This is a genomic window from Paenibacillus sp. VMFN-D1 (genome assembly GCF_003386155.1).
Classification (GTDB): domain Bacteria; phylum Bacillota; class Bacilli; order Paenibacillales; family Paenibacillaceae; genus Paenibacillus_AQ; species Paenibacillus_AQ favisporus.
Window position 1 is genome coordinate 2,075,361 of sequence record NZ_QRDU01000001.1, and the last position, 18,578, is coordinate 2,093,938.

Here is an 18,578-nt window from a genome sequence, read left to right on the forward strand (position 1 = left end):
TCGCAAAAAAAGCAGCAAATAACCGACCAAAAACCCCCTCAAAACGACCCGGAAATCCGGATCATTCGGGGGTCCTTGACCGCTTCCTCCGGTGCAGGTAAAACTACGGCTATCTGTTATCCTTCGGAGAGAATGGGAATACTTTGATTCGTACCCCTGTTTATCCAGATTCTTCTCATGTCCATGCCGGGTACGATCAATCGAGTACAGTTCGGGTATGTATATATGATGCGGTTTATTTGTAAAAGGAGGTTGCATTCATGTTGGAAGAAAACAGACCGATGCCGGCAGAAGAAGGCCTGGATCATAGTTTAGCTTTTCTTAAAGAAGGCTATTTGTTCATCACGAACCGAACCCTCGGATTTCAATCGGATGTATTCGAGACGCGTTTGCTTGGCGAACGGACCATTTGCATGCGCGGGGAAGAAGCCGCCAGGCTGTTTTATGACGAGGACAAATTTATCCGGTTCGGTGCGGCACCCAAACGCGTGATTAAAACGCTGTTCGGTGAAAACGGGGTTCAAACGCTGGACGGCGAAGCCCATCGCCACCGGAAAGCGATGTTCATGTCCCTCATGTCCGACGACGCGATGCAGCGAATACGGGAGCTGACCCGAAAATATTGGGAGATTGCAGCGAAAAACTTTGAAACGAGGAAAGAAGTCGAGATTTACGAGGAAGCCAAGGAATTGTTATGCCGGGTTGCCTGCGAATGGGCTGGAGTTCCGCTTAAACCGGAAGAAGTACGAGAGAAAACGGGCTGGTTAGGCGCGTTGTTCGAATCTCCCGCCTCGATTGGAATCACTTATATGAAAGGCCGGAACGCCAGAGCCAAGGCGGAGTCCTGGATCAGCGGCCTGATTGAGGACGTGCGCGCCAACCGTTTCACAGCGCCGGAACATTCGGCACTGGCCGTGATCTCGTTTCACCGGGATCTGAATGGCCAGCTGCTCGACTTAAAAACTGCCGCCGTGGAAATGCTGAATATTATTCGTCCGATCGTCGCCGTTTCCATTTATATCGCCTTTACCGCACTGGCCGTCATTCAGCAGCCTGAAGAGCGGGAAAAGCTGGCCGGATCGGATGAAGTGCGGCTTGGCCACTTCATCCAGGAAGTCCGCCGCTTCTATCCTTTCTTCCCGGTGACGGCAGCACGGGTGGCAGAGGATTTTGTCTGGAACGGCTATCAGTTTGAGCAGGGGACGTTAACCATGCTGGACCTGTATGGCACCAATCACCACCCGGACCAGTGGGACAAGCCGGAGAAATTTATGCCGGACCGTTTTCATCATTGGAAAGGATCCCCCTTCAGGTTTATTCCTCAAGGCGGAGGAGATCATGATACAGGGCACCGGTGCGCCGGCGAATGGCTAACCCTGGAAATTATGAAGGAGAGCCTCGACTTCCTGGCCAACCGGATGAGCTATGACGTGCCACAGCAGGATTTAAGCTACAGCTTCAGCGATATTCCGTCGCTGCCTCACAGCAACATTGTCATTCAGAACGTCCGAAGTGTTTAGATATGAATTCGCTTATGTTCCACAGCCCATGTCTTCCCTGAACAGAGGAAAAGCCGCAGCAATGCGGCTTTTTAACATGCATGGAATGATCATTATCGGGGTCCATCGCCAAGGACCTGGATTCACATGGCAGCCAGACCTCTTTTTTGCGTAATGACTTAGCGCTGTTTCCAATCGATTTTGCCCAGAATGCGCAGCACGCTGCGGACAAGCATTTGGCAGCTGCCCATGATGAACAGCCACACGCCCGCCGTTTGCGTCGACTCCTGAAAAAACAGCATGCTGCCGCTGATGTAGCACAGCGAAATGATGATGTCGCTCGCGATCCGCAGAACCTTGCCGGGTTCATGGACCACAAGCCGGTGGTGCCGGAACTTGACCACCCAATGCCAATGATGTTCATCCGTCTTAAGCTGCTCAAACTCCATGAGATGATGCCGGATAATAAATCAGCTCCTTTCGTAACACAAAGAGGACTGCCTGCACAGGAGCCCGCATCTTTTTATAAGAAAGTGCGTTTTATTTCATTACCCGCCCCATCCTTCATGAATCAATTCCATGAGCCGTTAGAACGTACCCACACCGCAGTAATTTTTAGATATAGGCAAATTTTACTCCTAAATGGAAATCTGTTCGGATATGATGAAAGTAATTCTTATGGAAAGGGTGTTTTCTATGAAAAAAATCGCCGTCTTACCTACCAACGGGAGGGCGACTATACTTTAACCCTCCTGCATTACGGGAGGAATCCAATTGAATTCCAGAATCAAAAAATTCATTTCCTACTATAGACCCTACAAGGGACTGTTTGCCGCCGATATGGCATGCGCTTTTATTTTGTCGGCGATTACACTTGTTCTTCCGCTCGGCGTCCGCTACATTACCTCCGAGCTGCTTGACGGTGCTCATTCTGACTCGCTGTCCCAAATCTATGAGGTCGGTGCAGGGATGCTCGCATTGGTCATTCTCCATATTGCCTGCGAGGTGTTCGTGGATTACAAAGGCCACATGATGGGCGCGATGATGGAAGGCGACATGCGAAGCGAACTGTTCGAGCATCTGCAGAAGCTTTCGTTCCGTTTTTACGACGAACAAAAAACCGGCCAGCTGATGACCCGGACCACAAACGATATTTTATCCCTTGCCGAGCTGTACCATCACGGACCGGAGGACCTGCTCATCTCGATCTTGAAATTTACCGGTGCGTTTATCATTTTGATCGCGATCGACGTTAAGCTGACCTTAATTGTCTTTCTATTTTTGCCGGTGATGGCTGCGTACGCGTTTTATTTTAACCGGAAAATGAATGCGGCCCTGCGAATCAGCCGGGACCGGATCGGGGACATCAACGAGCAGGTGGAAGACTCCCTCGCCGGTATCCGTGTGGTCAAATCGTTTACGAACGAGCACGTGGAGATCCGCAAATTTGCCCGGGCCAATGCCCGCTTTCTCCAGAGCCGGAGCGACGGGTACAAGAGCGAAGCCATTTTCTCCGGCGGAATGATCGGCTTTACACAGCTGATTACCGTGGCCGTTATCGTCTTCGGCGGTGCCGCTATCCTCCACTCGTCGATGCAGCTTCCGGACTTGCTGACCTTCTTTTTATGCATCGGCATTCTGATCGAGCCCATTCAGCGGATGGTGAATTTCGCAAGGCTGTATCAGGAAGGTATGACGGGGTTTGACCGGTTCATGGAGATTTTGGAGGTAGAGCCGGATATCTGCGACGCGCCAGGGGCGGCAGAACTCGGCCATGCCGAAGGCAAGGTGGAATTCCGGCAGGTCTCCTTCAAGTATAAAGATGATCACCGGGAAGTGCTGACCGACCTGTCTCTTACCATCGAAGCCGGCGAATACGTAGCCATCGTCGGTCCGTCCGGCGTCGGGAAAACGACGCTGTGCTCCTTGATCCCCCGGTTTTATGAAGTCAGCGGAGGAACCATTCTTTTGGATGGCAAAGACATCCGTGGATTAACTTTGCGGTCCCTCCGGCGGAACATTGGCATCGTCCAGCAGGATATCTATTTATTTGCTGGCACAGTTATGGATAATATCCGTTACGGCAACGTGGAGGCGACCCGCGAGGAAGTTATCGAGGCGGCGAAAAAGGCCCATGCCCATGATTTCATTATAGGGCTGCCGGACGGCTATGATACCGACATCGGCCAGCGCGGAATCAAGTTATCCGGCGGTCAGAAGCAGCGGCTCAGCATTGCACGCGTGTTTCTCAAAAATCCGCCCGTGATCATCTTTGACGAAGCCACCAGTTCCCTTGACAACGACAGCGAGCAGGCGGTACAGTCGTCGCTGGAGAAGCTGTCCGACAACCGTACGACGTTGGTGATCGCCCACCGGCTGTCTACGGTCCGGAATGCACAGCGGATCATCGTGCTGACCGATGACGGGATTGCGGAACAGGGAACGCATGAAGAGCTTTTGGCACGGGGCGGCACCTATGCGCATTTATATAACATGCAGCTTAAGTTGTGACCGGCTATTCCCCTACAAAAAAACCATCCAGTCCAACAGGGATTTCTCCCTGAGGCTCTGGATGGTTTTTGCTGCTTCATACTACTCTTCGTAAATTTTGGTGAGCATTTGGCCCAGCTCCTGCAGCGCCTGCTCTTCCTGCTCCCCGTCGGCTTCCAGCCGGATTTCATCGCCGGCGGCAATGCCCAGGGTCAACAGCCCGAGGGAGCTTTTGCCGTTCGCTTTTTTCTCGCCTTTGAACAGTGTGACTTTACAAGGAAACGTATTTGCCTTCTCTACGAACAGTTTCGAAGGGCGGGCATGAAACCCTTGCGGGTGGATGACGGTAAAAGTTTGGGATACCATAGCTTATGCTTCACTCCTTAGTTGTTGGTTGACAAAATCAAGCACCTCTTGCTGGGTGCTCATGCCGATCGCCTGCTCGGCCAAGCCTGCCCATTCCTCTCTGGACAAACGGGATATCAGTTCCCTGGCTGGGAGTACGGACGAGGCACTCATGCTGAATTCGTACAGTCCGAGGCCGAGAAGAAGCGGAATCGCTGCCGAATCTCCGGCCATTTCGCCGCACATGCCGGCCCATTTGCCGTGGCGGTTAGCTGCCTGGATCACAAGCTGCACCAGACGGAGAATCGACGGATGATGAGGCTGATACAGGTAGGCGACCGATTCGTTCATCCGGTCCGCCGCCATCGTGTACTGAATCAGGTCGTTCGTGCCTATGCTGAAAAAGTCCACTTCCTTCGCCAACACATCGGCGGCGATCGCTGCAGCGGGAATTTCGATCATAATGCCGACTTCAAGCGTATCGGACACCTTCGTGCCCTCCTGCTCGAGCTTGGCACGTTCTTCCGCCAGAATCCGCTTCGCCTCACGAAGCTCGCCCAGGACGGCGATCATCGGGAACATAATGGCTAGCTTGCCGTGCATGCTGGCCCGGAGCAGCGCCCGAAGCTGGGTGCGGAACAAATCCTCCTTATCCAGGCATAAACGGATGGCCCGCTGGCCCAGAAACGGATTCATCTCTTTCGGCAGCTGCAGGTAAGGCAGCTCTTTATCCCCGCCGATGTCCAGCGTACGGATGACGACGCGCTTTCCGTTCATTTTCTCCAATACATGCTTGTAGACAGAATATTGCTCTTCTTCGGAAGGGAACGAGCTGCGTCCCATATATAGAAATTCGGTACGGAACAAGCCGATGCCGTCCGCCCCGTTCTCCAGCACCTTCTCCAGATCGTCAATGCCGCCGATATTGCTGGCCAGCTCCACCTGAACGCCGTCTGCGGTGACCGATGGCCGGTCCACGTAGATGCGCATGCGGGTCTTATACTCTTCATATTCTGCCTTACGAGTGGAATATTCGCGGAGCTGCTCATCCGACGGATTGACGATGACCTTCCCGGCCGTTGCGTCAAGTATGACCGTATCCCCCGTCCGAATCGCAGAAGCATCCGCTCCTGTCCCGACGACGGCAGCCAGCTCCAGGGAGCGGGCCATGATGGCGGAATGCGACGTCCGGCTTCCGATCTCCGTGACGAAGCCCCGGACGAATTCCAGATTTAACTGGGCCGTATCCGACGGGGTCAAGTCTTTGGCAATCAGAATGGTTTCTGTGCTCAGCTCGGACAGCGCGCTGTGCTCCCGTCCCTCCAGCTTGCTGATGACCCGTCCCGTAATATCCTTGACGTCCGCCGCGCGTTCCCGCAGCATCTCGTTATCCATGGACTGCAGCGCTTCGATGATGCTGGAAGCCACTTCGTGCAGGGCATATTCCGCGTTGACGCCGTCGCTCTCAATCTGGTCCAGCGTCGTGTCGATCAGATCTGGGTCGTCCAATAGAAACAGGTGTGCTTCGAAAATCTCGGCCTTCTGCGGTCCAAGCCGCTCCAGCGTCGTTTCCCGGATCCGGTCGATATCAGCCTTGGCCGCATCCACTGCGCTGCGAAGACGCTGTTTCTCGGCCTCAGGATCGTCGACCTTTCTCTGCTGCGGGATAGACTCCTCCGCTTCCAGCCGGTACGCTTTGGCAATGGCGATGCCCGGTGATGCGGGCACGCCGGTCAGCAGTTGGCTCATGGGCCATACCTCCTTATTTTACGTTGGAATTCGTCTATCGTGAACATGCTTGTTTTCGATCGATTATTGTTGATTGTAGGCCTTCAACACTTTCTCGGTCAGCGTATGGTCTGGATCAAGACCGCTTACTTCGGCAAAAGCCTGGCGGGCGCCTTGATCCGCGATCAGGCTCTGCAGCTTGACGGCCTCCGGATCTTCCGCGAAGTCGAATTTAAGAGCCAGCGCCATAACCTCGGTCAAATGCTCGAAGGAACCGCCTTGCTCCCAGGCACGAAGCGCCGGCCGGACCAGGCGGTCATCCGGAGACAGCTTACGGATCGGCGACCGGCCGACCCGGACAACCTCGTCGCTCAAATACGGATTGCGGAAGCGGTCCATGATTGTACGGATATAGTTCTCATGCTCCGCAGGATCAAAGCCGTAAGCACGCACGAGCATGCTTCCCGTTTCCTGCAGCGCACCGGTAACCAGCCCGGCGACTTCCTCGTCCTTCATCGCTTCCTGGATGGTCGCGTATCCTTTCCGATATCCGGCATAAGCCGCGCTGCAGTGACCTGTATTTACTGTGAAAAGCTTGCGCTCAATATACGGAATCAAGTCGTCAACGTAATGAACGCCTTGGATTTCCTGGGAGCCGGAGAACATTTGGGATCGATTGATCACCCATTCGTAGAACGGCTCCACCGTGACAGCTAGCGGATCCTCATGATGCTGCAGCGGCACGATGCGGTCTACCGCAGAATCCGGGAAGGCTGCATAAGAAGCCGCTTTTTGCTGCTCTTCGAGCGACAGATGGCCCATGACATGTTCTTTCAGCTGCGTGCTGGCGCCGATGGCGTTCTCGCAGGCAATGACATGCAGCGGAGCTGCTCCGCGCTCCATCCGAAGCTTCAAACCAGCTGCAATCCCCGGCGCGATATGTTTCAGAATGTTCACTCCCACAGCCGTCGTAACCATATCGGCGGAAGCCACTGCTTCTGCAACCGCTGCGGGATCCCGGCCGTCAATGGCGTTAACGCCCTCTACCGGGATTTGCTTCCCGCTCTCGTCGGCAATGGTGACCGTGTAAGAACCGCGCTGCTGGATCGTTTGCACTAACGACTCGTTCACATCGGAAAATACGACCTCGTAACCCGACTGCGACAGCAGCAAGCCGATAAATCCTCTTCCGATATTTCCTGCGCCGAAATGTAGAGCCTTCATTCTTCCATCCCGCTTTCAAAGATGCTCAAAATCTCCTCGGCGGTCTTCGCCGTACGGATGCCTTCCATGCTGTCCTCATCCGAGCAAACCATGGCGACGCTGGTCAGAATGTCCATATGCTCACCGTTTTGGGCGGCAATCCCGACGACGAGCACCGCCGGCTCATCCCCGCCAAAATCGACCCCATCCGGAATTTGCAGCACGGCCAGTCCGGTCGACTTGATCATTCCTTTGGCTTCGTTGGTCCCATGGGGAATGGCCAGACCTGCGCCCATATAAGTGGACAAGGCGTTTTCGCGTTCAATCATCTTATCGACATATTCCTGTTCCACATGTCCGGCATCAACCAGCATTTGTCCGGCAAGGCGAATAGCCTCATACTTGTCGGATACTTTAACGTTCACTCGAATTTGATCTGCGGATAAAATACTCATGATGATCACTCTCTTTCCAATTTGTTTTTTAAGTATGCACGGAGATGGGCGGACAATAGTTCCCTGATGCGCCCTTCATCCCCCTCCGCAAGGGCTTCAATCATATCCGTGTCCAGCAGCGTTGCGCTGATTTCGCTCAGCACCTCCAGGGTTTCCCGCTCGAGCTGACGCGGAGCCAGCATCAGCAAAAAGCGCGACAGCTCAACAACACCTGAGTCATCCAGCTTGAACCGCTGATCCAGTTCAAAGAGCATCAATGCCGGCCGTTTCACCGCATTGCTGCGCGTATGAAACAGCGCCAGCTCCGTGCCGGGAATCAGCTGGGTCCCGTGCTGTTCCCGCTGGATCAGCAGTGCCGCGACCGCTTCCGGGTCGATGACCACGTCCCGGAGCGCCGGTGCTGTGCAGGCGGCAAGCAGCCATTGATCAAGGCTCGGCTGCCCTTCGATCCGCAGCGGCAGCACACGAAAAGCTTCCAAGAGCTCAATGCTTTGCTTGAGGGTTCGGTGCAATGAACGCAAGCCGTCGATGTCGGCTGTACCGGCCGCTTCCCGGCGTCCGGCAGGCCACTCTCTCAGCTCCGGTGCCAAATCCTCCAGTAATCCGGGCAGCGGATCGGCATCCGCTGATAATCTGTCCGGCAGGGGCGTCACGCCGCGGTGCCGGATATAATCCCGGAGCTTCTCCGCTTCGGTTGGGGTAAGTAGCGGGCTCAGCTTCAAATATTGTTCCTCCGGCAGCGGCAAATCGACGGTACTGATGATCAAATCATAGTCCGTTCTCGGTATCCTTGCGGCCTCATACCATGAAGCCTGCTCGACGATTTGGAGCTGCGGAAATTCTTTGCGCAGCCGAACTGCCAGCATTTTCGAAGAGCCGATCCCGCTCGTGCATACGATCACCGCACGCATATGCTGGGGGATCTGGCCGATACGCTCCCGCGCTGCTCCAAAATGCATCACCAGAAAAGCGATCTCCTCGTCCGGGATGCGGACGGAAGGAAACACGGCGTCCGCTGCCTGCCGGACCCGGCCGAACAGCTCGGCATAGTCCTTGCGGATCGTATCCAGCAGCGGATTCCGGATCCGCTGCCCTGCTGTGATTCGTTCCATCGCCGCTTTCAGGTGCATGAACAAACCGTCCCGAAGGGAGCGGTCAGCAGTGTAGTCGTTCGCATCCAGTTCCATCATTTTGCGGATGAGCGACCGGACCGTGCCGGCAAGCTCCAGATCGTCCGCCGGAAGCATTCCTGTCGAATGAGCCAAGGCTCTTTCAAGAAGTTCTGCGGTATACCTCACTTCAGGCAGCGAATATTCCATGTTCAGAACTTCACTCAACTCATCGCATAAAAGTTCAGCGGACTTCATTTTATGGTCTTGAGCCGGCATAGCGGATGGCCGGTCAAACCGCCGCAGATTGATGAGGCGGTCGGCTTCCGCTTCAGTGACTGTGATGCCCTTGCGAATGCGGGCTGCCGCGATGGACAGCCGGATCAACAGATCGGTATAGGCTTCTTCACTGAAGGATTCTTCCTGATGCCGCTCCTCCCACTTCCATAAGGTTTCTTCGATCGCCGAAATGCGGTCCGCCCCGGCCATTGAGGCGATTCGGGCATCCACTGGATGATGCGGATTCTGCTCCGAGTACCCGATAAGCGACAAGTCATCCAGCCGGAAACGGACGAGCGTACGAATCGCCTCGCGGATCAAGGGCTCCGAGCCTGTAATTTCCACTCCATAGCCTCGCCGGCGGATCAGCAGCAAGCCTTGTTTGCCGATCCAGTCGCTCAAATCGTCCAGATCCGCTCCTACGGTCGGTACCGTGACCTTCATCTCGTGGGCAAGCGTAAACAGCTTCACCGGTTCCCGCGAACCAAGCAGCCGGGCAAGGAGGTATACCTGCCGCTCATCCGCCGAATATTCGATCTCGGCGGGCATGAGCAGCTCCGATCGAACTTGTTCAATTTGAGAAGGGTCACCTTCTACACTGAGGCCGGAACCGGCTTTCCGGTGAAGCGTAATCCCGTGCCGATGCAGATAACTCTCGACCGTGTCCAACTCCCTGTGCACCGTCCGCGGGCTGACCCGAATGCTGCTGGCGATTTCGGCAACCGTACTCTCTGAAGGGCTGCGCAGCAGCAAATCCAAGATCTGTCTTACACGGTGTGACAATTCCATGCCCCTTAGCCTCCAAAACGGCCGCAAAAGGCGCTTGGACGCCGGCCCATATGCCCGCATCCATTCGCCTCAAGCGTGTTTATAGTTATTTCAAGCGTTCGACAAGCTCGTCATATTCCGGACTCTTCAGGAAGTTGTCGATGGAAATATGCTCTGCTTGCGGCGCTACGCCGCGAGCACGGTCGGTCAACGTTTTATGCGTGACAACGATATCCGCGTCGGACGGAATGTCGCTGATCGCCGTGTTCGTGACCTCGATCGGCGATCCGGCGGCTTTCATCTTCTTGCGAAGGATGGAAGCGCCCATAGCGCTGGAGCCCATGCCGGCGTCGCAGGCGAAGACGATTTTATGAACCTCGTCTTTGCTCTTCTGCCCTTCGGCCATGCTTGCCGCCGAAGGAGCCGTTGCTTCTTTCGCCCCTTCTGCCGCAGCGGCCGCCGCAGCAGCTGGAGTTCCTGCAGCTTTCATGTCTTTCATGCGTTTCGTTGCTTCTTCAAGATCGTCCTGGTCTTCTTCCGTCTTCTTGCTGGTTTTCAGCAGAAGCGCAGCCACGACGAAGGATACGATCGCAGCGGTGATGACCCCGCTCAGTACGGGCAGGATTTCCCCCCGCGGCGCCATGGCCAGGTAAGCGATGATGCTGCCCGGAGATGGCGGGCCAACGAGTCCCGCGTTCAGCAGCGAGAACGTAAATGTGCCTGTCACGCCGCCGGCCATTGCCGCCAGAATGAGGCGTGGGTTCATCAGAATGTACGGGAAGTAAATTTCATGAATCCCGCCAAAGAAGTGAATAATCGCCGCACCCGGTGCAGATTGACGGGCGGATCCGCGGCCTACGATCATGTAAGCGAGCAGGATACCGAGTCCGGGACCCGGGTTCGATTCAAGCATGAACAGGATGGACTTGCCCGCGGTCTGCGCTTGTTCAATCGCGATCGGGCTTAACACCCCGTGATTGATAGCGTTGTTCAGGAACAGCACCTTCGCCGGCTCGATCAAAATGTTGACGAGCGGAATCAAGTGGTGGTGAACCAGAAACTCAACGCCGGAGGAAAGCACGTTGGTGACGGCTTCGATGATGCGTCCCACGATCGAATAAGCGATCAGGACGAGTACACCGCCGATAATGCCGAGCGAGAAGTTGTTGACGAGCATTTCGAAGCCGGATTTGATTTTGCCTTCGACGGCTCTGTCAAACTGTTTGAGCACCCAGGCAGCTCCTGGTCCGACGGCCATCGCGCCGAGGAACATCGGAATGTCGGTTCCGATAATGACGCCCATCGTGACCAGGGCGCCGATCACGCCGCCGCGCTGCTTGTGCACCATCGTACCGCCGGTGTATCCGATCAACAGCGGGAGCAGGTACTTGATCATCGGGTCGACCAGCTTCGCGAGATACTCATTCGGAATCCAGCCGGTCGGTATGAACAGTGCCGTGATCAAGCCCCACGCGATGAACGCTCCGATGTTCGGCATGACCATGCCGCTCAGGAAGCGCCCGAATTTTTGAACTCCGACCCGGGCGGCACCGGATGCGGAGGAAGATGTGGATTGGGCCATGAGGATAACCTCCTTGTAAACTTTTGTCGAACGGTATTTTGCAATACGTCGTTCGTCCTATATCCATCCTAGCCGACATCAACCTGACACTCAATAAAATGAAAACGCTATATTGTCAGGAGCCCTGATGACAAAACTTTATGAATCCTGCCTAAACCCTTGATGCATCAGGCTTTTTCAGGTCCTGGTCAGGATGACTTGCAGGGGAAACATACGGGCTAAGTTCACTCCGGTCAGCTGTGACTGTATTCGTTTAATCTGTAATTTTCCCAGATTAAGTTTTCCTTTATGGAACCTGATCATGGGTAGCTTTTCCCATTAAGTGGACCTGATTCAGAAATTACCGATTTTTCACAAAATAAAAAAAACGTCTATCGACGTACCTTCACAGAAGACAGACCGCCTCTAAAGGAAGTTTTTCTTGCAATATCAGGAAGCCATGGCTCTGGAGTTTATACTTTCTGATATTATAAAAAAAACGTCTATCGACGTACCTTCACAGAAGACAGACCGCCTCTAAAGGAAGTTTTTCTTGCAATATCAGGAAGCCATGGCTCTGGAGTTTATACTTTCTGATATTAAAAAAAGCGCCCTAGTTTAGGGCGCTAGCGTGTATATGTGTTGGCCATATCCGGCATGAAAGACGTCATCTCCCAAAAAGCCATCCGCCGTTGACGTTCAGAATTTCTCCAGTGACATAAGATGCATCCGGCGAAATCAAGTATAAGACCGCGGCGGCTACCTCGTCCGGCGTCCCCGGACGTCCGGCGGGAATACTCGGGATCAGCTGCTGCAGTTTATCCTCACGGTGGCCAAAACCGGTATCCGTAATCAAGCCTGGAGCCACGGCATTCACCGTTATCCCTCTGACGCTCAGCTCTCGGGCTGCAGCGTACGTAAGGCCATGGAGCCCGGATTTCGAGGCGGCGTATGCCAGGGATCCGGGGCCGCTTCCACCTGTAAACGCCCCGATCGAGCTGATATTGACGATCCTGCCGCCCGGACTTGCCAGGTATGGCGCTACGGCAGCCGTCATCAAGAATGCCCCCTTCAAGTTCACGCCAATAATGTCATCCCAGAACCGTTCGGAATCCTCAAGAGGCACTCCGGTAGAAACGGCCTCACCCATGAATCCCGCATTGTTAATCACTATATCTAAACGCCCGTTTTGGTGGACTACCTCCTCGACGGCCCGCTGTACATCTTCACGACGGCGTACATCCGCTTGTACCCATGAAGCGCCTTCGCCCAGCCGCTTACATGCTTCCCTCAGGGAAGCTTCGTGTCTGCCAAGGATCATGACACCGATTTCTTCTTGTATGAGCCTTTGAGCAATCGAGAATCCGATTCCACTGCTTCCGCCAGTTACGATCGCTGTACGTTTCATTGAAGTCATCTTGATCACCTTTCCCTTCGCCATGTGTGTGACATTGGATGAATTCTATTGTAATATCAATCCGATCATAAGCGAAATATCGGTTTTATATTTCTGTAATAAGTTATACTTATTAAAAAAGGGAATTGGAGGATCTTTATGGAACTGCGGCAGCTCAAATATTTCGTCACTTTGGCCGAGGAGCTGCACTTCGGACGGGCAGCCGATCGGGTGGGCATCGCCCAGCCTGCACTTAGTCAGCAGATTCGCCAGCTCGAACAGGAGCTAGGCGGTGCCTTGTTTATCCGTACCAAACGAAGTGTTTCCCTGACAGCAGCCGGAAGTTTATTTTATGAGGAAGCCAGAAACTTGCTCCACGACGCGGATCGTGCCGTGGACAAGGTTAGGAGCGCATTTTCGGGAATGATCGGAGAACTCAGGATCGGATTCGTGGAATCCGCAACTTGGGACATTCTTCCTCAGGTTATTTCTGCGTACCGTCAAACATATCCCGAAGTCCAAATCACACCATGCCATTTACATTCATCTTCCCAAATCGAAGCTCTGTTGGATGGCACGCTTAGCATCGGTATTACAGGCATTCCCGTGAACGAGCCGCTTCTTATGTCATACTCCATCCGGAGCGAGCCTTTCTGGGTCGCACTCCCTCCCGAACATCCATTGGGTAACCGCCATACTGTGCATATCGGCGAATTAAGCAGGGAATCGTTTATTACTACCAACCGGGAAGTAGGAAAGGTTTATTACGATACGATGATTCAAGTATGCATGGAGGCAGGGTTCAGTCCAGCCATTGTTCAAACGGCCGACGAAATGCATACGTTGTTGTCGCTCGTTTCATCGGGTCTCGGCATTGCCCTGATTCATGAATCTGCCAGGCATCTTCGCACCGATCTCGCATATAAGCCTGTACTTGGAGTTAGCCAATCCGCATACAGGATGTCTTTTGTATGGAAAAAAGACCACATCTCTCCTCTTCTCCGAGGCTTCTTGGATACGATGCAAAAGCTTTACCCGCAGCAGGATCATTCATTTGGAAAAAAATAGTTTGCAGCGCTTTACATCGATAACTGTTTTTGTTACAGTTTATTTGATGATATACAACTAATTCGGGAAAGGAAGTCGGAATAAATGAAAATTGCGATTATCGGTGCCGGAAATATCGGAGGAAATCTCGCCCGCCGCCTGACCAAACTCGGACATGACGTGTCCATCGCCAATTCGAGAGGCCCACAAACCTTGGCTTCACTTGCTGAAGAAACGGGAGCAGCGCCCAAGGAAGTCACGGAAGTGGCGCAGGGTGCAGAAGTGGTCATTGTCACAATTCCACAGAAAAACATTCCTGACCTTCCTGCCGGAATCCTCGACCATACTGCACCAAATGCCGTGATTATCGATACGGGGAACTATTACCCCCGACAGCGCGACGGGCTCATCGCGGAAATTGAAGCAGGCCTGCCGGAAAGCCGCTGGGTGGAACAGCATCTGAAGCGGCCGGTGAATAAAGCTTTTAACGGCATTTCCGCCCAAAATCTGCTGGAACGCGGTCTGCCGAAGGGCAGCCCTGGACGTTTGGCGTTGCCGGTGGCTGGAGACGATCCCGCCTCTAAGCAGGTCGTGCTTGACCTGATTGAAGAACTTGGCTTTGACGCCATCGACGCCGGCGGACTGGATGAGTCCTGGCGCCAGCAGCCGGGTACGCCAAGCTACCGCGAGCACAACGCCGACAGCCTTCGCCAAGCGCTCGCGGAAGCCAGCCCCGAGCGCCCAGCGGAGTTTAGAGCTTGATCGGCATATAAACAGAACAAAAATCCCCTTAGTCTCCACCGTACGGAGCAAAGGGGATTTTTGTTCATTATAACGGTATCGGATTACCTTGCCGAAGACTAAACAAACACTTTTTCAAATGCCGGAAAGCCCGCTTCCCGTCCCGGGTAGTTCACTTCGCCCCGCTGATCGTAGCCGAGTCCCCGGTACAGCTTGAGGGCAGGCGCGTTTTTGGCGTATGTATCGAGCCGGATGCTCTTGTATCCATTCTCTTGGGCAAACTGTTCCGCAAAAGCAACCAGCTTACGCGCGATTCCTTGCCCCTGGGCCATCGGGTCCACCGCGATCCGGTGCATCATCAGATGCGGCCCTTCCGTCTCCGTCCAAGGGATCTTGTCATACTGCTCGTCTTGATGCTGATCCAGCACCATGATGCCCAGGATCCGCCCGTCGCCTTCCGCTGCGAACAGTGTCCCCCGGCTCAGATCTTCCCCGATGACATCCCGGTTCGGATATTCGTCGTCCCATTGGTCGCTGCCGCCTTCCTGCATGACCTGAACGCATCTGGAGATCAATTGCATGATCTCTTCCATCTCATCTCTCCGGCCTGTTCGAATTTGAATATTCAAAGCTTGCACCATCCTCGTCCTATCGAAAATCTAACCTCAATGCTCATATCCGGCATAATCGATTTCAAGGAACTGGCTCACTTCCTGATCCCAACGGTCCCTCACAAATGCAACGTGATGCGGATGAGCGTTATAGGATTCATAATCCGCCCGGCTGTCAAACCTCATGGAAAAACCAAAGTCATATGTATTCTTGGGGCTGATTTCCCGGAATACTTGAAATTCCTTTACCGTAGGAATCGAGCTGAGCGCAGCTCTGCCGTCCTCCAGAAATCGCTGTTCAGCGGACGAACCCTTCTCATGCTTCAGCGAAAAGATGACCGAATGGATGATAGTGCCGTCTTTCACGTTAACACTCCTTTTTTCATCGAAATGACAAACGAGTCTTTTACTATTATAAAGGCTTACCAAAGAGATGGACAGCTTCAAAGCGTCCCCGGTTCTTGGTTGTTCACAGCCTTCACAGGGATCTGCAGCTGTCGCGCACCGCTAACCGATGACCCAAAATGATATCTTCCACTGTTCGCTTTTCTCCTGCAATGAACAGAAGCAGCGTTTCGACCGTCACCTCGCCCATTCGCTGAATGGGCTGCTCCATAGACGTGATCCGCGGCCGGACAAGCTCCGTCATCTGGCTTCCGTCAAAGCCGATCACCGAAATATCCTCAGGAACCTTCAGGCCGTGATCGATGATGCAGTTGACCGCCCCGATCGCCATATCGTCGCTAACGGCAAAGACCGCCGTCGGTTTATGTTTGTAACGCAGGAACTCACCCATCAGTGCATAGCCGCTGTTCACCTTGTAATCGCCAAAACGGACCAGTTCATGGACAAATTTAATTCCATGGTCCGCCAAAGCATTCCGGTACCCGCTGTACCGGTTTTGGCCGGAAGTCATATCACGCATGTCCCCGCCTATAAAAGCAATCTGCTTATGCCCGAGTCCGATTAAATATGTCGTTGCGTCATACGCTGCGGCATAATCGTCCACGATGACCGATACGAAGGATTGGTCCATCGGCTTCACGCTGGAGAAGATGACGGGAATTTTTAATTTCTCGATAAAATTCCGAATATCCTCATTGATCTTCTCGTGCATGATAATGATGCCTTCCACGCGCATTTCCTTGAAAATGTTCAGGTATTTGAACTCCTTGTCAATGTCCTCGCTGATATTGCAGACGAGCAGATTATAATGATTGGAGGCAGCGGTCTGCTCGATGGAGCTCAGAATGGTCGAATAAAAGCTGGAGGTCAGATCCGGCACGATGACCCCCAGCAGATTGGTTTTGTTCCTGACCAGGCTTCTGGCAATATGGCTGGGCGCATAACCCAGGTCTTCAATGGCCTGGTTGACGCGGTCCTTCAGCTCTTCCCTGACGTATTTTTCCCCGTTTAAAACACGGGAGACCGTTGTCGTAGAGACACCGGCCCGTTTGGCAACATCCTTAATTTTAACACTCATACCCATCTCATCCCTAACGCTGATTAATGAACAAGGGTTGAGAGAACGCCGCATAGCCTCCTTCAATATAGGCGCTGACGCGGACATACCCTTCGTCTCCCATACACGAATAAGTCACTTCCGTAATCCGTCCCGTTTCCTCATGCAGCACCCTGCCGTCTTTCCCAAACAAGGTCACATATTTATACATCCGGTCCAGCAGTTTGTTCGACTTCAGGCGGATGCTGATCTGACGATCATCGGTCTGAATCGATTCAAAACCGAAACCAGTGGAGACATAAAAACTGCCGCTTCGGATTGCGCTGAGAATGGACTGCTGCGAGTTTTCTTCGGCAAGCACGACGTTCCAGGCCTGCTTCTCTTGTCCGTACACATGCGAATCGTCGTTTCCGAAGCCCCATACCCGCCGTCCCGCCGAAAGCATCACGTCCCATTTATCAAACGCGATATCGTATTCGATGTTCCCGTCCCCGTTGTATACCTCGATGCCGGTCACCCGCTCCATTTGCAGCATGTCCTCCAGATTCCAGTAATTCGAAAAATACCGGTTCGGGTGCACGAGAACGCAGATTCCGCCATTATCCAAGGTCACATCAGCAAGCCTCTGGTAATTTACAATCGAAAACTCGCTGCTGTAGCCCTCCAAAATGGAACGAGGGGGCGCAACGAGAAGCATGTGAGGCTCGCGGCTGCTGACCTCGATCGCTTCAAAAACCGTGGGGATGCTGCGATCTCCATCCAAATCAGTAATTTTGTCATGATCCGAAATCGCGAGAAAATCATAATCGGCGTACATCCGATACACCGTTTCCAGTGGAAACCAGCCGTCGCTGTTATTGGTATGATTATGAAAGCTTCCGCGAAGCCACGTTCCTCTTTTATCATAAGGGTTTTCGATGCGCATGCCAAATCCTCCCTGGTTAATCATCTTTCTGCGGTTATTCCTTAATCGAACCGATCATAACGCCTTGGGCGAAGTACTTTTGAATAAACGGGTAAATGATGATGATCGGCGCTACGACAATGATGATCGTGGCCATCTTCATGGAATCGCCCGTTACCTGCATTTTCTCCAGCGCGTCATATTGGTTCATGCCTGCGGCGGATTCCAGCTTGCTGCGCATCGCTTCCGCCCGCGTGAGCATCTCTTGCAGCAGTGTCGATAGCGGGCGCAATTTTGCCGAACGGACATAAAAAGCGCCCGTAAACCAGTCGTTCCAGTGACCGACGGCGTTGAACAGCGCGATGACGGCAATCACCGGCTTGCTGAGCGGCATGATGATCCGCATAAAGATGGCGAAGTCATTGTAGCCGTCCATCCGCGCAGACTCTTCCAGACTGGGATGAATTTGCTGAAAGAACGTCCGCATGATGATCAGGTTCCAGGCGCTGTACAAGCTCGGGATAATATATACCCAGATCGTATTAGTCAAATGCAGTGATTTCAACAGCATATAATACGGGATCATTCCCCCGCTGAACAGCATCGTAAAGAAGATCAGCAGCGTGAAGAAGCGCACTCCGGGCATCGTTCTGCTCTTCAGCGCATAGGCGCCCATCGCGGTCAGAAATACGCTCGCGACCGTGCCGACCACGGTTCGAAACAGCGAGATGCCGAAAGCCGTTACGATATTCGAGGAGGCGAACACCTCCTTGAAATTTTGGATCGACCATACCCGGGGCCAGAAGTAAATCCCGCCGCGCTCCGCATCCTTCCCCGCGTTGAAGGAGAGCGCCAATATGTTCAAAAACGGCAGGACGATGGACAGGCACAGCAGCGTGATCAGCAGGTAGATTACGAAGATATATACTTTTTCACCCAGCGGCGTCCGGTAAAATGGCTTCATCCGCATGATCCTCCCA

General features: G+C 53.5%; 17 protein-coding genes. 4 read left to right on the top strand and 13 right to left on the bottom strand.

Going from position 1 to position 18,578, the window contains the following annotated elements; genetic code table 11:
* The first annotated feature begins 263 nt into the window (after nucleotides 1-263).
* Nucleotides 264-1,520 (top strand): CYP152 family fatty-acid peroxygenase CypC, encoded by a 1,257-nt coding sequence (gene cypC / locus C7820_RS09585; protein WP_397334155.1) that lies wholly within the window; start codon nucleotides 264-266, stop codon nucleotides 1,518-1,520.
* A 158-nt stretch (nucleotides 1,521-1,678) separates the two neighbouring features.
* Here cypC and C7820_RS09590 read toward each other — a convergent pair whose 3' ends face one another.
* Nucleotides 1,679-1,948, bottom strand: coding sequence for a YrhK family protein (locus tag C7820_RS09590; RefSeq protein ID WP_076166513.1), 270 nt, complete (start codon nucleotides 1,946-1,948; stop codon nucleotides 1,679-1,681).
* Between the two features lie 325 nt (nucleotides 1,949-2,273).
* Here C7820_RS09590 and C7820_RS09595 point away from each other — a divergent pair, with 325 nt between their 5' ends.
* The gene (locus C7820_RS09595) at nucleotides 2,274-4,010 is read left to right on the top strand and encodes an ABC transporter ATP-binding protein (RefSeq protein ID WP_116230759.1); all 1,737 of its coding nucleotides are present in this window, start codon (nucleotides 2,274-2,276) and stop codon (nucleotides 4,008-4,010) included.
* Nucleotides 4,011-4,091: 81 nt separating this feature from the next.
* Here C7820_RS09595 and C7820_RS09600 read toward each other — a convergent pair whose 3' ends face one another.
* From C7820_RS09600 to C7820_RS09630, 7 genes are all read right to left on the bottom strand, one after another.
* A complete protein-coding gene (locus C7820_RS09600) occupies nucleotides 4,092-4,355 on the bottom strand; it encodes an HPr family phosphocarrier protein (protein WP_076166519.1) in 264 nt (87 codons plus the stop codon).
* Nucleotides 4,356-4,358: 3 nt separating this feature from the next.
* A complete protein-coding gene (ptsP, locus tag C7820_RS09605) occupies nucleotides 4,359-6,083 on the bottom strand; it encodes a phosphoenolpyruvate--protein phosphotransferase (protein WP_116230760.1) in 1,725 nt (574 codons plus the stop codon).
* Nucleotides 6,084-6,146: 63 nt separating this feature from the next.
* On the bottom strand, nucleotides 6,147-7,286 hold the full coding sequence (locus C7820_RS09610; RefSeq protein ID WP_116230761.1) for a mannitol-1-phosphate 5-dehydrogenase: 1,140 nt from the start codon (nucleotides 7,284-7,286) through the stop codon (nucleotides 6,147-6,149).
* Nucleotides 7,283-7,720 (bottom strand): PTS mannitol transporter subunit IIA, encoded by a 438-nt coding sequence (locus tag C7820_RS09615; protein ID WP_076166532.1) that lies wholly within the window; start codon nucleotides 7,718-7,720, stop codon nucleotides 7,283-7,285. Before C7820_RS09615 ends, C7820_RS09610 begins: the two co-directional genes overlap by 4 nt.
* Nucleotides 7,721-7,725: 5 nt before the next feature.
* A complete protein-coding gene (locus C7820_RS09620) occupies nucleotides 7,726-9,897 on the bottom strand; it encodes a BglG family transcription antiterminator (RefSeq protein ID WP_181908985.1) in 2,172 nt (723 codons plus the stop codon).
* An 85-nt stretch (nucleotides 9,898-9,982) separates the two neighbouring features.
* Nucleotides 9,983-11,458, bottom strand: coding sequence for a PTS mannitol transporter subunit IIBC (locus tag C7820_RS09625; RefSeq protein WP_116230763.1), 1,476 nt, complete (start codon nucleotides 11,456-11,458; stop codon nucleotides 9,983-9,985).
* 646 nt (nucleotides 11,459-12,104) lie between these two features.
* The gene (locus C7820_RS09630; protein ID WP_116230764.1) at nucleotides 12,105-12,854 is read right to left on the bottom strand and encodes an SDR family NAD(P)-dependent oxidoreductase; all 750 of its coding nucleotides are present in this window, start codon (nucleotides 12,852-12,854) and stop codon (nucleotides 12,105-12,107) included.
* Nucleotides 12,855-12,992: 138 nt separating this feature from the next.
* Here C7820_RS09630 and C7820_RS09635 point away from each other — a divergent pair, with 138 nt between their 5' ends.
* Both C7820_RS09635 and C7820_RS09640 read left to right on the top strand, forming a co-directional pair.
* Entirely contained in the window at nucleotides 12,993-13,901 is a 909-nt protein-coding gene (locus tag C7820_RS09635) for a LysR family transcriptional regulator (protein ID WP_116230765.1), read from the top strand.
* An 84-nt stretch (nucleotides 13,902-13,985) separates the two neighbouring features.
* Nucleotides 13,986-14,642 (top strand): NADPH-dependent F420 reductase, encoded by a 657-nt coding sequence (locus C7820_RS09640; protein WP_116230766.1) that lies wholly within the window; start codon nucleotides 13,986-13,988, stop codon nucleotides 14,640-14,642.
* A gap of 98 nt (nucleotides 14,643-14,740) precedes the next feature.
* On the opposite strand, the gene C7820_RS09645 is transcribed toward C7820_RS09640, so the two are convergent.
* From C7820_RS09645 to C7820_RS09665, 5 genes are all read right to left on the bottom strand, one after another.
* A complete protein-coding gene (locus C7820_RS09645; protein ID WP_116230767.1) occupies nucleotides 14,741-15,250 on the bottom strand; it encodes a GNAT family N-acetyltransferase in 510 nt (169 codons plus the stop codon).
* A gap of 36 nt (nucleotides 15,251-15,286) precedes the next feature.
* The gene (locus C7820_RS09650) at nucleotides 15,287-15,598 is read right to left on the bottom strand and encodes a Dabb family protein (RefSeq protein ID WP_116230768.1); all 312 of its coding nucleotides are present in this window, start codon (nucleotides 15,596-15,598) and stop codon (nucleotides 15,287-15,289) included.
* 112 nt (nucleotides 15,599-15,710) lie between these two features.
* Entirely contained in the window at nucleotides 15,711-16,715 is a 1,005-nt protein-coding gene (locus C7820_RS09655; RefSeq protein WP_258875181.1) for a LacI family DNA-binding transcriptional regulator, read from the bottom strand.
* 13 nt (nucleotides 16,716-16,728) lie between these two features.
* A complete protein-coding gene (locus C7820_RS09660) occupies nucleotides 16,729-17,619 on the bottom strand; it encodes a CehA/McbA family metallohydrolase (RefSeq protein WP_116230770.1) in 891 nt (296 codons plus the stop codon).
* A 34-nt stretch (nucleotides 17,620-17,653) separates the two neighbouring features.
* Nucleotides 17,654-18,562, bottom strand: coding sequence for a carbohydrate ABC transporter permease (locus C7820_RS09665; RefSeq protein ID WP_116230771.1), 909 nt, complete (start codon nucleotides 18,560-18,562; stop codon nucleotides 17,654-17,656).
* Between the last annotated feature and the right edge of the window lie 16 nt (nucleotides 18,563-18,578).